The organism is Leclercia adecarboxylata, assembly GCF_006874705.1.
Lineage (GTDB): Bacteria > Pseudomonadota > Gammaproteobacteria > Enterobacterales > Enterobacteriaceae > Enterobacter > Enterobacter adecarboxylatus_C.
In genome coordinates this window covers 1,342,891-1,357,923 of record NZ_CP035382.1, presented here as the reverse complement: position 1 = coordinate 1,357,923, position 15,033 = coordinate 1,342,891, and the positions used below count along the sequence as shown (strand labels likewise).

The window sequence follows — 15,033 nt, the reverse complement described above, 5'->3', positions numbered from 1 at the left end:
CCATGGGCATCTTCTCCATCGCCAATCAGCACCTGCGCTTTGCGATTAAGCTGGCCTTCGCCATCGTGCTGGCGCTGTTCGTTGGCTTTCACTTTCAGCTGGAAACGCCCCGCTGGGCGGTACTGACCGCGGCGATTGTCGCCGCAGGCCCGGCCTTTGCGGCGGGCGGGGAACCTTACTCCGGGGCAATACGCTATCGCGGGATGCTGCGTATTGTCGGCACCTTTATTGGCTGTATCGCCGCGCTGACCATCGTCATTTTGATGATCCGCACCCCGCTGCTGATGCTGATGGTGTGCTGTATCTGGGCCGGTTTTTGCACCTGGATCTCCTCCCTGGTACGGGTGGAAAACTCTTACGCCTGGGGCCTTTCCGGCTATACCGCGCTGATCATTATCATCACCATTCAGACCAACCCGCTGCTGGCGCCGCAGTTTGCCGTGGAGCGCTGCAGTGAGATCGTGATGGGGATTGTCTGTGCGATCGTGGCGGATCTGCTGTTCTCCCCCCGCTCCATTAAGCAGGAGGTGGATCGCGAGCTGGATGCGCTGATCGTCGCCCAGTATCAGCTGATGCAGCTGTGCATTAAGCATGGCGACAGTGAAGAGGTCGATAACGCCTGGAGTGCGCTGGTGCGACGTACCACCGCGCTGGAAGGGATGCGCAGCAACCTCAATATGGAGTCGTCGCGCTGGTCGCGAGCCAACCGCCGCCTGAAGGCGCTCAATACCGTCTCCTTAACCCTGATCACCCAGGCCTGCGAAACCTATCTGATCCAGAATACCCGCCCCGAAGCGATCACTGATACCTTCCGGGAGCAGTTTGCCACCCCCGTTGCCACCGTGCAGGATGTGCATAAACAGCTCAAAAGGATGCGGCGAGTCATCGCCTGGACCGGCGAGCGCGATACTCCGGTCACCATCTACACCTGGGTTGGGGCGGCGACGCGCTACCTGCTCCTCAAGCGTGGCGTGATTGGCAATACCAAAATCAGCGCCACCGAAGAGGAAGTCCTGCAGGGCGAGGTAGTGGTTAAAGCCGAGTCGGCGGAACGTCACCATGCGATGGTCAACTTCTGGCGCACCACGCTCGCCTGTATGCTCGGGACGCTGTTCTGGCTATGGACCGGCTGGACCTCCGGCAGCGGTGCGATGGTGATGATCGCCGTGGTCACTTCGCTGGCGATGCGTCTTCCCAATCCGCGGATGGTGGCGCTCGATTTTCTCTACGGCACCCTGGCAGCACTGCCGCTTGGGGCCTTCTATTTCCTGGTGGTTCTGCCCTCGACCCAGCAAAGCATGCTGTTGCTCTGTATCAGTCTTGCCGTAATGGCCTTCTTTATTGGTATCGAGGTACAGAAGCGACGCCTGGGCTCGCTCGGGGCGCTGGCCAGCACCATCAATATTCTGGTGCTGGATAATCCGATGACGTTCCACTTCAGCCAGTTTCTCGACAGCGCGCTGGGGCAGATTGTCGGCTGTTTCCTCGCGATGATGGTCATTCTGCTGGTGCGTGATAACTCACAGGCCCGCACCGGACGCGTGCTGCTGAACCAGTTTGTTTCTGCCGCCGTCTCTGCGATGACCACCAACACCGCCCGGCGCAAAGAGAACCATCTGCCCGCGCTCTATCAGCAGCTGTTTTTACTGCTGACCAAATTCCCGGGCGACATCGCCAAATTCCGTCTGGCCCTGACCCTGATCATCGCCCACCAGCGTCTGCGCAATGCGCCGGTGCCGGTTAATGACGATCTCTCGGCGTTCCACCGCCAGCTGCGGCGCACTGCCGATCATGTCATTTCGGCCACCAGTGACGATAAGCGGCGCCGCTATTTTGCTCAGCTGCTTGAGGAGCTGGACATCTACCAGGAAAAACTGCGCATCTGGGAGGCACCGCGACAGGTGACCGAACCGGTGCAGCGGCTGGTGGGGATGCTGCATCGCTACCAGAATGCACTCACCGACAGCTGATCCTCCTGAAAACCGACGCCGTAAGCGTCGGTTTTTTTGTGACTATACTTATTCGGGCAAGTACTTAAACCCGGAATGGGAGGATACATGACTACCCAGGCTCTTCAGGACAGCGCGCTATTTCAGACAGGATATCTGGTTGATGGCGTATGGAAAACGCTCGACACCACATTCGATGTACTTAACCCGGCCACCGGCGAGGCGATCGCTAAAGTGGCAAAAGCGGGCACCAAAGAGACCGAAGAAGCTATCGCCGCCGCAAGCCGTGCTTTTCCGGCTTGGCGGGCCAGAACCGCAAAAGAGCGCTCGACCATCCTCTACCGCTGGTATGAATTAATCATTGAAAACAAGCAGTGGCTTGGACAACTGATGACCACCGAGCAGGGCAAACCGCTGAAAGAGGCGGAAGGCGAGGTTGAGTATGCGGCCAGCTTTATTCAGTGGTTCGCCGAGCAGGCCAAACGCGCCAACGGCGAAATCATTCCCCCGGTTAAACCCGGCTCCCGCATTCTGGCCACCCGCGAACCGGTTGGCGTGGTGGCGGCCATCACGCCGTGGAACTTCCCGATGGCGATGCTGACCCGCAAGCTGGGTCCGGCGCTGGCAGCAGGCTGCACCGGGGTGATCAAACCAGCTAACAATACGCCGCTCAGCGCTTTTGCACTGCTGACCCTTGCCAAAAAAGCGGGCGTCCCGGACGGTGTACTCAATGCGGTGGCGGGCAACACCTCTGAGATAAGCGATGCGATCATGGCCAGCCATGAAGTGCGCAAAATCTCCTTTACCGGCTCGACGGCGGTCGGCAAAACGCTGGTGCGCAATGCCGCCGAGACCATGAAAAAAGTCTCGATGGAGCTGGGCGGGAATGCGCCTTATATCGTCTTCGACGATGCCGATATTGATGCTGCGGTAAAAGGGGCCATCGCCAACAAATTCCGCAATGCGGGCCAGGTCTGCGTCAGCGTTAACCGTTTCTATATTCAGGAGTCAGTGTATGACGCCTTCGTCAGCCAGCTCGCCGCCGCCGTCAACGACTTAAAAGTGGGTAACGGCCTGGAGGAGGGCACCGTTGTCGGTCCGCTGATTGAACCTGCCGCAGTGAAAAAAGTGCGCGAGCATGTCGAGGACGCGGTCGCCAAAGGGGCGACGGTACTGGCAGGGGGCAAGGCGCACGATCTGGGCGGCAATTTCTGGCAGCCGACGGTATTGGGCGATTGCCATGAAGGGATGGCGCTGGCCAGCGAAGAGACCTTTGGGCCCGTGGCGGCCTGCTTCCGTTTCACCTCGGAAGAGGAAGTGATTCAGCGCGCCAATAATACGCCCTTTGGTCTGGCCGCCTATTTCTATACCCAGAATCTGCAGCGGGTGTTCCGCGTTTCGCAGGCCATTGAGAGCGGGATGATCGGGATTAACGAATGCGCGGTCTCCACCGAGCTGGGGCCGTTTGGTGGGGTAAAAGAGTCCGGGCTGGGTCGTGAGGGCTCTGTACTGGGACTGGAGGAGTTCCTTGAAGTAAAAACCCTGCATATCGGGGGATTATAATTGGCAGGGCGGCATCAGCCGCCCGCCTGGACGGGGTAGCGGGAAATGAATATTTATACCTTTGATTTTGATGAAATCGACAGTCAGGAAGACTTTTACCGTGAGTTTTCACGTACCTTTGGCATCGCGCGGGAGAGTGTGACCAACCTGGATTCTTTATGGGAGATCGTAACCGGCAATCAGCTGCCGCTGCCGCTTGAAATCGAGTTTACCCATTTGCCGGAGAAGCTGCGCAGACGCTTCGGCGCGCTGATCCTGCTGTTTGATGAAGCGGAAGAGGAGCTGGAAGGCCAGATCCGCTTTAACGTTCGCCCGTAAAAAGGCAAAAAAAAGCCCCTGCGAAGCAGGGGCAAGTCGTAGTTCAATACGACGAGGGTTTATTTGTACAGCTCAGCGGTTGCATGCCAGTGGTCACCGGTATTCAGCTCGGTAACGCGATAGCTGCTGGCACCCGCTTTTTCAGCTTTTGCTGCCAGGGCCTGACGGATATCCATCGGGGAACCGGCAACTTCGGTAACGCCTACGCTACCCATTGATTGCAGGCCTTGTGCTTGTTCCGCGGTAACCTGATGCACAGCTGCACTGGCACCGAATGAGAGAACGGAAGCTAAACCAAGGGTGGCGATAATTAATTTAGTGTTCATAGTCTTTACTCCTTACAGGGCACATTCAACGACCAGAAGGGTTGTGCTGCTATTTTTATACCTGGTGTCGTTGAACTGAGATAACGGGTATATCGGATATTGCTCGGTACGGCTTATTTGTACAGCTCAGCAGTAGCATGCCAGTGGTCACCGGTACGCGCTTCGATAACGCGATAGGAGGAGGCACCCTGTTCCTGCGCTTTCTTGTTCAGCATCTGATTCATGTCCATCGGAGAAGTACCGACTGCACCAACAGAAACGGTACCAATTGACTCACGGGACTGAGCCTGATCGGCGTTAATCGCATCGGCGGCAAAAGCACCGAAAGACAGAACAGAGAGAATGCTTAGTGTGGCTACGGTAGTTTTGATTTTCATGATTTTCTTCCTCGTCATATTCTTTACTGGGGTCTTCGTTTCGTGACCCTCATCACAAAATCAAGTATACACTAATAACGGCAAAAATTAATACCATGCTAATTGTTTCTCGTGAAATTACGTATTAAGAAGATAGATTTTTATAACTGATAGGAATAAAAAAGGCTTGGTTAAACGCGTGGTATCGATTTATTTCCATTAAAATCATGGGGATGAGGTGATTTGATTATTTGTGCGGTCGCGCAGCGGATCATCCACTGTATGAATGAATTGAACCAGAAAAACGCACTATTTGTTAAATCACAGATAACAGATTGTAAGGAGAAACGAGGCGGGAGCCGAAGATTCCCCGCTGCGGTACGCAGCAGGGCAGGGGGATCAGAGTTCCTGTTCGAACAGCACCAGAATGGCTTCGTAGAGATCTTTCACCGAGAAACCATTGGCCGGGGTAGTGAAGATGGTATCGTCCCCGGCGATAGTGCCGAGAATACCTTCTGCTTTGCCGAGCGAGTCGAGCAGACGCGCAATCAGCTGGGCTGCGCCCGGGCTGGTGTGGATCACCACCACGGCATCGTTATAGTCAATATCCAGCACCAGATTCTTCAGCGGGCTTGAAGTTGTCGGTACGCCCAGCTCAGCAGGCAGACAGTAAACCATCTCCATTTTGGCGTTGCGGGTACGCACCGCGCCAAATTTGGTTAACATGCGGGAGACTTTCGACTGGTTGATATTTTCGAAGCCTTCTTCCTGTAAGGCCTGGACGATCTCACCCTGAGAACTAAACTTTTCTTCTTTAAGCAGCGCTTTAAACGCCTTAACCAATTCTTCTTGTTTAGAAGAGATTCGCATAAATCACCCGAAATATAGCGGTAGAAACAACATTATTATGCACATGGATGAATTTTTATGCAAACTATCTGCCCAATCTTAGGCTGAAATAATGTTATGAAAGGGAGTGATTTTATCAAATTTCGTTATCAAGGAACATGCCTGCGTCACGCCTCGCAAATAAGGTTAAAAGTAAATTAAATGTTATCAAATTGATGTTGTTTTGGTGGCTGGCGAGGGTGTATTGTAATCCCCTCTTAATTCGTTGCTTAGTTATCGCATAACGCCCGATAGTCTTCCGGCAGAGGCGAAAAGCGCGTGACCGCTAATTCTCACATTATGAAGATTGTAATTATTGATCTGCTGAATTAAGGTCGCCGCGACGGAGTAACAGAAAGTTAGCTCACCATAATAAGGAGTTTAGGATGAAAGTCGCAGTCCTCGGCGCTGCTGGCGGTATCGGCCAGGCGCTTGCCCTACTACTGAAAACTCAGCTGCCTGCAGGCTCAGAACTCTCTCTGTACGACATCGCCCCGGTAACCCCTGGTGTGGCGGTTGACCTGAGCCACATCCCGACGGCTGTCAAAATCAAAGGCTTCTCCGGTGAAGATGCGCGCCCGGCGCTCGAAGGCGCAGACGTTGTGCTGATCTCCGCAGGCGTGGCGCGTAAGCCTGGTATGGATCGTTCCGACCTGTTCAACGTGAATGCGGGTATCGTTAAGAACCTGATTCAGCAGGTAGCAACAACTTGCCCGAAAGCCTGCATCGGTATCATCACTAACCCGGTTAACACCACCGTGGCTATTGCAGCAGAAGTGCTGAAAAAAGCGGGCGTGTATGACAAGAACAAACTGTTTGGCGTGACCACGCTGGACATCATCCGCTCCAACACCTTTGTGGCGGAACTGAAAGGCAAGCAGCCAACCGAGCTCGAAGTTCCGGTTATCGGCGGCCACTCTGGCGTGACCATTCTGCCACTGCTGTCCCAGATCCCAGGCGTCAGCTTCACCGAGCAGGAAGTGGCTGACCTGACCAAACGCATCCAGAACGCTGGCACCGAAGTGGTGGAAGCGAAGGCGGGTGGCGGCTCTGCAACCCTCTCTATGGGTCAGGCTGCAGCACGTTTCGGTCTGTCTCTGGTACGCGCCCTGCAGGGCGAGCAAGGCGTGGTGGAATGTGCGTACGTTGAAGGCGACGGCGAGCACGCACGCTTCTTCTCTCAGCCGCTGCTGCTGGGTAAAAACGGTATCGAAGAGCGTAAATCTATCGGCACCCTGAGCGCGTTCGAGCAGCAGGCGATGGCCGGCATGCTGGACACGCTGAAGAACGATATCGTCCTGGGCGAAGAGTTCGTTAATAAGTAAGCGACTCGCTTCCCGTCAGGGCAATAAAAAACCGGAGCCAATGCTCCGGTTTTTTTATCTCTGCTGACTCAGTTGGTGGCCGGGTATTCCTGAATGGTCACCTGCAGCGTCAGTTTCTTATCATCCCGCATCACTTCCACCGGAATGATGGAGCCAGGCCTGATTTCAGCCACCTGATCCATGGTCTCGAGAGCCGATATCGCCGGTTTACCGTTCACCGAGACGATAACGTCGTTGACCTTGATGCCCGCTTCCGCCGCCGGACCGCCAGAGGTGACTTCGTTCACTACAATCCCCTGAATCTGGTCGATGCCGCCACCCTGGGTATGCAGCGGAGCAATCTCACGCCCGCCAATGCCAATGTAGCCACGGATAACCCGTCCATCGCGAATGAGCTTATCCATAATCTTGTTGGCCAGCTGGAACGGGATGGCGAAGCCGATGCCTTCGGGGGTTTCCCCATCGTTGCTCTTATCAAACGAGAGGGTATTGATGCCCATCAGTTCGCCCAGCGAGTTCACCAGCGCGCCGCCGGAGTTACCGTGGTTGATGGAGGCATCCGTCTGCAGGAAGTTCTGCCGCCCGGAGGGGTTCAGGCCAATACGCCCCGTCGCGCTAATAATCCCCTGGGTGATGGTCTGCCCGAGGTTATACGGGTTACCGATCGCCAGCACCACGTCACCGATATGCGGGGTACGTTTACGGTTGATGGGGATGACGGGCAGGCCGCCCGTGGCGGTGATTTTGAGGACCGCCAGATCCGTCAGGCTGTCGGAGCCGACCAGCAGGGCTTCAAAGACGCGGCCATCCTGCAGCGCAACGATGATCTGATCGGCATCGTTGATCACATGTTTGTTAGTAATGATGTAGCCGCGTTCATCCATAATTACCCCGGAGCCCAGAGTGCGGATCTCCAGCTGATTATGGCTGGTGCTGTTCAGCCCACGGTTATAGACGTTAACCACCGCAGGGGCGGCGCGGCGTACTGCCTGATTGTAACTGGCAGGCGTTTCATCTGCGCTGTCAAACTGCGGCGCAGCCAGCTGATTAAACTGACGTAAAGAGGGCATCGCGACCAGTAACAGGCCACCTACAACCAGGCCGATGGCGACCGAACGAATGAGCTTTAAAACCATGATACGGGCGTCGTTAAGGGAAGATCGCAAGCAGCATAGCATGACTTATCCGGACATCACACGGGGTGATGCCCGGACGCGTACAGGCTTAACGCAGCAGAATATAGAGTGTGTCGTTGCCGCGTACGATCTGCAGGGCAATAACGGTAGGTTTACTTTCCAGCACTTTGCGCATTTCGGCAATGGACTGCACGCGAACGCGGTTCACCCCGACGATCACATCATTCTCATGCAGACCGGCCTGCGCGGCAGGGCTGCTTTTCTCGACGCTGTCGAGAGTGATGCCTTTGGTACCGTCTTTTAACTGCCCGTCGCTTAAGGTCGCCCCCTGCAGTGCCGGGGCAATCATCTCTGCGCTGGCCGATGATGAGGTGCTTTTATCCAGCGTGACCTGTAGATCCAGCGGTTTGCCTTCACGCAAAATGCCGAGCTTAACCGTGGCACCCGGCTCCGTGGTGGCAATGCGCGAGCGCAGTTCGGCAAAACTGCTTAACGGTTTATCATTCAGGCTAACGATCACGTCCCCGGATTTGACCCCCGCTTTTGCCGAGCCGGAATTCGGTATCACTTCGCTGACGAAAGCGCCGCGCTGAACGTTCAGGTTGAACGCTTTGGCAATATCTGCGCTCATTTCCGTGCCTTTAATGCCCAGCAGCCCGCGCTTCACTTCACCAAACTCAATCAGCTGCTGTGCCAGGGTGCGGGCCATGTTGCTGGGAATCGCAAAACCAATCCCCACGCTGCCGCCGCCAGGCGCCAGAATGGCGGTGTTAATGCCGATCAGCTCCCCGTTCAGGTTCAGCAACGCACCGCCGGAGTTGCCGCGGTTAATGGAGGCGTCGGTCTGGATAAAGTTTTCCAGACCCTCAAGGTTTAGGCCACTGCGGCCCAGCGCAGAGACGATGCCCGAGGTAGCCGTCTGGCCCAGACCGAAAGGATTACCGACCGCGACGGCGAAATCCCCAACGCGCAGCTTATCGGAATCGGCGATGGCGATTTGCGTCAGGCCGGTTGGGTTCTGTAACTGCAGCAGGGCGATATCGCTCTGATCGTCCCCGCCAATCAGTTTGGCGTCAAACTCCCGCCCATCGTTCATCTGGACGCTAATTTTATCGGCATGACTGATAACGTGGTTATTGGTCAGCACGTAGCCTTTCGCGGCATCGATCACCACGCCGGAGCCCAGCCCTTCAAAAGGCTGCGCCTGGTCGGGGGCATCGTCGCCAAAATACTTTTTCAACTCTTCCGGGATGCGCTGGCTTTGCACGGCGGTGCCTTCGACCTGCACGCTGACCACCGCGGGCAGGACTTTTTCCAGCATCGGCGCAAGGCTCGGAAGCGCGGCCTGGCCCGGAACCTGTGAAGGGATGGCTGCCGCCGCTGGATACGATGCCGACAGCGATAATCCGATACTCAATGCTAACGCGCTCAACAGCTGATTTTTTTTGTTCATTTATGCTGGCTCTCGCAACCTGGAATGGAGGAATAACGGCCCTGAAACAGTCTGATGTTATTGAATTTTAAAACGCTGAACAATGAGGTGTTTGACTAAATAATAGCTGGGGTCGGGAAGAAAGGACGGGCGCAATGGCTGCGCCCGTAAAATTTATTTGCGATGTGCGATTAATCGCGCTTTGCACCACCGCGCAGCAGGCCGGATGCGCCTTCGGAGTAGTCACGTGGCATCTGCACTGGCGCCTGATCGTTACCGGCTTCGGACTCTGCCAGACGGTTGCGGAACGGGTTGTTCTCTGCGCTCATCTCCGGCAGCAGGCTGCTGGAGCTTTTCGCCATGTGCTGATAAAGCTTGCGGTAATCATGAGCCATGTTGTCCAGCAGCTCGGCGCTCTGGGCAAAGTGGTTTACCAGCTCTTCACGATACTCATCCAGTTCAGCTTTGTTCTTTTCCAGTTCGTACTGCAACGCCTGTTGCTGGCGCAATTTGCGATTTCCAAAACGCATGGCCACGGCACCGATAGCGATGCCGACGACTAAACCAATTAGCGCATATTCCCAGGTCATGAACTTCTCCCGTTGTCTTGTGGTTCCGTAGGGTATTGGCTCGGCTTCATGCCTGTGCCTGATTATGCCACTATAACCGCTATTTCCTTAGAAGTGGAATCCCACCGCATCATCGCGTACTGTAGAACGGCCTTTTTTTCGCCAACTGAACAGGCTGGCGGGTATTAATTGAAGGAATAACAATAAGATTATGCAAAGCCTTTCCCCAACATCGCGTTACCAACAGGCCCTGAACGAGGGCTCCCACCAGCCAGATGATGTACAGCATGAAGCGGTAAGGCGTCTGGACAGCATCTGGCAGGCGCTGACCACCCAGCCGGCCGAAGCCGCGCCTGCTGGGGGACTCAAAGCCGCGTTTGGGCGGTTATTGGGGAAGAAAGCGCCGCAGAGCGTCACGCCGGTACGCGGCTTATATATGTGGGGAGGGGTCGGACGCGGCAAAACCTGGCTGATGGATCTGTTCTATCAGAGCCTGCCGGGAACGCGTAAGCAGCGCCTGCATTTTCACCGCTTTATGCTGCGGGTACATGAAGAGCTGACGGCCCTGCAGGGACAGAGCGATCCGCTGGATATCGTTGCCGAGCGTTTCAAAGCCGAAACCGACGTGCTGTGCTTCGATGAGTTTTTTGTCTCTGACATTACCGACGCCATGCTGCTGGGCGGGCTGATGAAAGCGCTGTTTGCTCGCGGCATTACGCTGGTAGCAACCTCCAACATCCCACCGGATGAGCTGTACCGTAACGGTCTGCAACGCGCCCGCTTCCTGCCCGCGATCGATGCGATAAAAGCGCATTGCGACATTATGAATGTGGATGCCGGCGTCGATTATCGCTTGCGCACCCTGACCCAGGCCCATCTGTGGATTTCACCGTTAAACGATGACACGCAACAGCAGATGAACAAACTGTGGCTGGCGCTGGCCGGGGCCGAGCGTGATAACGCCGCCGTGCTGGAGGTGAACCATCGCCCACTGCAAACCCTGGGCGTTGTCAATCAAACCCTCGCGGTGTCGTTTGCCACCCTGTGTGTCGATGCCCGCAGCCAGCACGACTATATTGCGCTCTCGCGCCTGTTCCATACGGTGATGTTGTTCGATGTGCCAGTGATGACCACGCTGATGGAGAGCGAAGCCCGACGCTTTATCGCGCTGGTTGATGAGTTTTACGAACGCCACGTCAAGCTGGTGGTGAGCGCCGCCGTCCCTTTATATGAGATCTATCAGGGGGAGCGACTAAAGTTTGAGTTCCAGCGCTGCCTGTCGCGCCTGCAGGAGATGCAAAGCGAAGAGTACCTGAAGCGCGAACACATGCCATAAATGCCATCCTCGAAACACCCATTAGCCGGGTAGGACGCAGCCGCCACCCGGCTTTTCGACCTACCCGGAAAAACCCGCGTCAAATCACAATTAGGGGTCGACCTTTACCCCCGACTTCTCTATAATCTTGCGACCCCACGTTACAAGAAGGTTTTTTTCCCAAAACTTTCTCTGCGCCGGCATAGGCTATTCGAAGGGGTAGGTTTGCTGGACAATGTCGTGTGAACCTCAACTACTAAACGTTTGGGTGTTCACCAACGTGTAACTTATTTATTTGGGTAAGCTTTTAATGAAAACTTTTACAGCTAAACCAGAAACCGTAAAACGCGACTGGTATGTTGTTGACGCGACCGGTAAAACTCTGGGCCGTCTGGCTACCGAACTGGCTCGTCGCCTGCGCGGTAAGCACAAAGCGGAATACACTCCGCACGTAGATACCGGTGATTACATCATCGTTCTGAATGCTGACAAAGTTGCTGTAACCGGCAACAAGCGTACTGACAAAGTGTACTATCACCACACCGGCCACATCGGCGGTATCAAACAAGCGACCTTTGAAGAGATGATTGCCCGCCGTCCTGAGCGTGTGATTGAAATCGCGGTTAAAGGCATGCTGCCAAAAGGCCCGCTGGGTCGTGCTATGTACCGTAAACTGAAAGTTTACGCAGGTAACGAGCACAACCACGCGGCACAGCAACCGCAAGTTCTTGACATCTAATCGGGATTATAGGCAATGGCTGAAAATCAATACTACGGCACTGGTCGCCGCAAAAGCTCCGCCGCTCGCGTGTTCATCAAACCGGGCAGTGGTAAAATCGTTATCAACCAACGTTCTCTGGAACAGTACTTCGGTCGTGAAACTGCCCGCATGGTAGTTCGTCAGCCGCTGGAACTGGTCGACATGGTTGAGAAACTGGATCTGTACATCACTGTTAAAGGTGGTGGTATCTCTGGTCAGGCTGGTGCGATCCGTCACGGTATCACCCGCGCTCTGATGGAGTACGACGAGTCCCTGCGTGGCGAACTGCGTAAAGCTGGCTTCGTTACTCGTGACGCGCGTCAGGTTGAACGTAAGAAAGTCGGCCTGCGTAAAGCACGTCGTCGTCCACAGTTCTCCAAGCGTTAATTGGTTTCTGCTTCGGCAGACAACAATTGGCGAAAAACCCGCTTCGGCGGGTTTTTTTATGGGTAACGTTCAGGTTATCCACATGCAGACATCCTTTGTGACCTCTTTTTCCGCATTTCCAGAATCCCCTCACCACAAAGGCCGCAAAATCTGGTAAACTATCATCCACTTTTCTGTCCAAATAACGGTGAATGCTCGATTTTTGTTCTCTTTTTGAACAAGAGGAGAAATTCTCAGGGATGGACAACAAAACATCTGGCTGGCCTGTATGGCTGGTAGCAGTAAAAATTCTGAATATACCTGGAGGTTTTCATGGCTGTCGCTGCCAACAAACGTTCGGTAATGACGCTGTTTTCTGGTCCTACTGACATTTATAGCCATCAGGTTCGTATCGTGCTGGCCGAGAAGGGTGTCAGTTTTGAGATCGAGCATGTGGAAAAGGATAACCCGCCTCAGGATCTTATCGATCTCAATCCAAGCCAGAGCGTGCCAACGCTGGTGGATCGTGAGCTGACCCTGTGGGAATCCCGTATCATTATGGAATACCTGGATGAGCGTTTCCCGCATCCGCCGCTGATGCCGGTCTACCCGGTTGCGCGTGGTGAAAGCCGCCTGTACATGCAGCGTATTGAGAAAGACTGGTATACGCTGATGAACGTCATTGTGAATGGCTCCTCCTCAGAAGCTGATGCAGCGCGTAAACAGCTGCGTGAAGAGCTGCTGGCGATTGCACCGGTGTTCGGTCAGCGTCCCTTCTTCCTGAGCGACGAGTTCAGCCTGGTCGATTGCTACCTGGCACCATTGCTGTGGCGTCTGCCGATTCTGGGCGTCGAGTTTAGCGGCCCGGGTGCGAAAGAGCTTAAAGGCTATATGACCCGTGTCTTCGAACGCGATTCTTTCCTTGCTTCTCTGACTGAAGCTGAACGTGAAATGCGTCTCGGCCGGGGTTAATGATTGTGGAAATGTCACAGCTGTCTCCGCGCCGTCCGTATCTGCTGCGTGCCTTCTATGAATGGCTGCTGGATAACCAGCTCACGCCGCACCTGGTAGTGGATGTGACGTTACCGGGCGTGCAGGTTCCTATGGAATATGCACGTGACGGACAAATCGTACTGAACATCGCGCCGCGTGCGGTGGGTGGTCTTGAGCTGGCGAACGATGAAGTACGCTTCAATGCCCGCTTCGGTGGCGTACCCCGTCAGGTTTCTGTGCCTCTGGCTGCCGTACTGGCTATCTACGCCCGTGAGAACGGTGCAGGCACCATGTTTGAGCCTGAAGCGGCTTATGATGAAGAGGTTGCCAGCCTGAATGATGAAAATGGCGTGGCCGGGAGCGAAAGCGAAACGGTGATGTCGATCATTGATGGTGATAAGCCGGATCATGATGACGATCCTGACGATACTCCGCCTCCGCGCGGCGGCCGTCCGGCTTTACGTGTCGTAAAATAAAATAAAAGGACCTTAGGGTCCTTTTTTATTATCAATGATTTAATCTCTGAATGTATTATCAAGTAAATATCTTTGATTTTTAAAATGGCATGCATAATTTATAAATATGAAGGGTTCATTTCTTATTTTTTGAGGTTGTATTCATTCAATATATTTCAGACAAATATGTTTTAAGTCAAAGTTGATAAAATATGTAGATATCTTAAATGTCCTTCGTAAGAATGTCCTGTAATCTTGCTGACACTATTTATTACAAATAGTCTATGAATGATGTATTTCATAGTAAACCGTATGCAGTTGTAGAAATGTGGCCAACCGGGAAAGTTGTTGGTTGATAAAATTAAGGAAAGAACAAAATGACTCTATTTAAGAAGAATGCCGCGGTGCTGGCAATGGGTGCTGCGCTGCTGGTGGCAGCTCAGGCGAATGCCGCAGGAGATGTAACGCTGAAAGTATCTGGCAACATCATTCCGGCTGCATGCACCCCAGCATTAAGCAACAGCGGTGAAGTCGCTTTTGGTTCCATTGCTGCCGCATCAATTCGTAATGCTGCTTCTGACAATACTCTGGTGCAACTGGGTTCTAAAGAAGTTACCCTGACCGTCAAATGTGATGCAGCAACGGCCATTGGCTTCAAAATCCTCGATAACCGCTCTGCTTCAGCTGTAGCGCTCTCTTCAACCGCATTTATTAATGCTCCGATCGAAGGCGGCGCGAGCGCAACACAAAGCTATTTCGGCTTTGGTCTGGGTTTAGCTAACAATGAGGCGAAAGTCGGCGCGTATACTGTTGCCGTAGACAGCGCAACCTTAACCGCAGATGGTGCACCGGCAAGCCTGCTTGTTTCTGATGATGAAGGCGAGAACTGGCAGACCGGTGGTGCTGCTTATCAGCTTAATGACAACTCGCGCATTATCACTGCCGGTAACACGGGTTCCACAGAACCGAAGATGTTCAGCGAACTGTCTGCGCCTCTGAAAATTTCAGCAGCCGTGCAGACAAGTTCTGTTTTGGGTTCTGATGAAATTACTCTGGATGGTAATGCCACTCTGAGCCTCGTTTATCTGTAAGCCGTTATAATAATATGTGCGGCGATTTAATAATAAAAACACGCCGCATTGCATTTAACTTTAAATAAATTATTTACTGTAAATATTTTTAATTTCAGGGTTCATAATAAATTCCCTCTGGGAATTAACACTCACTTTCTTTATTAGCATTTGATGGGAATATTATGAAGCGTAGCATTATTCTCTCTCTT

16 protein-coding genes are annotated in these 15,033 nt (G+C 53.9%); 10 read left to right on the top strand and 6 right to left on the bottom strand.

What is annotated here, in order from left to right; all coding sequences use genetic code 11:
- Window positions 1-2 precede the first annotated feature (2 nt).
- The 3 genes from aaeB to ES815_RS07410 all read left to right on the top strand — a co-directional run bounded on the left by aaeB (window position 3) and on the right by ES815_RS07410 (window position 3,830).
- The gene (gene aaeB, locus ES815_RS07420) at window positions 3-1,970 is read left to right on the top strand and encodes a p-hydroxybenzoic acid efflux pump subunit AaeB (protein WP_142487286.1); all 1,968 of its coding nucleotides are present in this window, start codon (window positions 3-5) and stop codon (window positions 1,968-1,970) included.
- Between the two features lie 87 nt (window positions 1,971-2,057).
- Window positions 2,058-3,512, top strand: a complete 1,455-nt coding sequence (locus tag ES815_RS07415) for an NAD-dependent succinate-semialdehyde dehydrogenase (RefSeq protein ID WP_142487285.1) — start codon at window positions 2,058-2,060, stop codon at window positions 3,510-3,512.
- A gap of 45 nt (window positions 3,513-3,557) precedes the next feature.
- A complete protein-coding gene (locus ES815_RS07410; protein ID WP_142487284.1) occupies window positions 3,558-3,830 on the top strand; it encodes a barstar family protein in 273 nt (90 codons plus the stop codon).
- A 59-nt stretch (window positions 3,831-3,889) separates the two neighbouring features.
- On the opposite strand, the gene yhcN (ES815_RS07405) is transcribed toward ES815_RS07410, so the two are convergent.
- The 3 genes from yhcN (ES815_RS07405) to argR all read right to left on the bottom strand — a co-directional run bounded on the left by yhcN (ES815_RS07405) (window position 3,890) and on the right by argR (window position 5,382).
- Entirely contained in the window at window positions 3,890-4,156 is a 267-nt protein-coding gene (gene yhcN / locus ES815_RS07405) for a peroxide/acid stress response protein YhcN (RefSeq protein ID WP_142487283.1), read from the bottom strand.
- A gap of 113 nt (window positions 4,157-4,269) precedes the next feature.
- Window positions 4,270-4,533, bottom strand: coding sequence for a peroxide/acid stress response protein YhcN (gene yhcN / locus ES815_RS07400; protein WP_142487282.1), 264 nt, complete (start codon window positions 4,531-4,533; stop codon window positions 4,270-4,272).
- Window positions 4,534-4,911: 378 nt separating this feature from the next.
- Complete coding sequence (gene argR, locus ES815_RS07395) at window positions 4,912-5,382, bottom strand: transcriptional regulator ArgR (protein ID WP_032614540.1); 471 nt, start codon at window positions 5,380-5,382, stop codon at window positions 4,912-4,914.
- A 404-nt stretch (window positions 5,383-5,786) separates the two neighbouring features.
- Between argR and mdh the strand changes: the two genes are divergently transcribed.
- Complete coding sequence (gene mdh / locus ES815_RS07390; RefSeq protein WP_032614538.1) at window positions 5,787-6,725, top strand: malate dehydrogenase; 939 nt, start codon at window positions 5,787-5,789, stop codon at window positions 6,723-6,725.
- Window positions 6,726-6,793: 68 nt separating this feature from the next.
- Here mdh and degS read toward each other — a convergent pair whose 3' ends face one another.
- From degS to zapG, 3 genes are all read right to left on the bottom strand, one after another.
- On the bottom strand, window positions 6,794-7,861 hold the full coding sequence (degS, locus tag ES815_RS07385) for an outer membrane-stress sensor serine endopeptidase DegS (RefSeq protein ID WP_142487281.1): 1,068 nt from the start codon (window positions 7,859-7,861) through the stop codon (window positions 6,794-6,796).
- An 88-nt stretch (window positions 7,862-7,949) separates the two neighbouring features.
- On the bottom strand, window positions 7,950-9,314 hold the full coding sequence (degQ, locus tag ES815_RS07380; RefSeq protein WP_142487280.1) for a serine endoprotease DegQ: 1,365 nt from the start codon (window positions 9,312-9,314) through the stop codon (window positions 7,950-7,952).
- 170 nt (window positions 9,315-9,484) lie between these two features.
- Window positions 9,485-9,883 carry a Z-ring associated protein ZapG gene (zapG, locus tag ES815_RS07375; protein ID WP_142487279.1) on the bottom strand — a complete coding sequence of 133 codons (399 nt, stop codon included), beginning with the start codon at window positions 9,881-9,883 and terminating at the stop codon, window positions 9,485-9,487.
- 190 nt (window positions 9,884-10,073) lie between these two features.
- Between zapG and zapE the strand changes: the two genes are divergently transcribed.
- The 6 genes from zapE to ES815_RS07340 all read left to right on the top strand — a co-directional run bounded on the left by zapE (window position 10,074) and on the right by ES815_RS07340 (window position 14,842).
- Entirely contained in the window at window positions 10,074-11,198 is a 1,125-nt protein-coding gene (zapE, locus tag ES815_RS07370) for a cell division protein ZapE (RefSeq protein WP_142487278.1), read from the top strand.
- Between the two features lie 289 nt (window positions 11,199-11,487).
- Window positions 11,488-11,916, top strand: a complete 429-nt coding sequence (gene rplM / locus ES815_RS07365) for a 50S ribosomal protein L13 (RefSeq protein WP_024551131.1) — start codon at window positions 11,488-11,490, stop codon at window positions 11,914-11,916.
- Window positions 11,917-11,931: 15 nt separating this feature from the next.
- Complete coding sequence (gene rpsI / locus ES815_RS07360; protein ID WP_003025138.1) at window positions 11,932-12,324, top strand: 30S ribosomal protein S9; 393 nt, start codon at window positions 11,932-11,934, stop codon at window positions 12,322-12,324.
- 312 nt (window positions 12,325-12,636) lie between these two features.
- Window positions 12,637-13,275 (top strand): stringent starvation protein SspA, encoded by a 639-nt coding sequence (gene sspA, locus ES815_RS07350; RefSeq protein WP_059307097.1) that lies wholly within the window; start codon window positions 12,637-12,639, stop codon window positions 13,273-13,275.
- A gap of 5 nt (window positions 13,276-13,280) precedes the next feature.
- Window positions 13,281-13,772: a ClpXP protease specificity-enhancing factor gene (gene sspB, locus ES815_RS07345; RefSeq protein WP_142487276.1), complete on the top strand. Its 492-nt coding sequence runs from the start codon at window positions 13,281-13,283 to the stop codon at window positions 13,770-13,772.
- Window positions 13,773-14,128: 356 nt separating this feature from the next.
- Complete coding sequence (locus tag ES815_RS07340) at window positions 14,129-14,842, top strand: DUF1120 domain-containing protein (protein ID WP_142487275.1); 714 nt, start codon at window positions 14,129-14,131, stop codon at window positions 14,840-14,842.
- The last annotated feature ends 191 nt before the right edge of the window (window positions 14,843-15,033 follow it).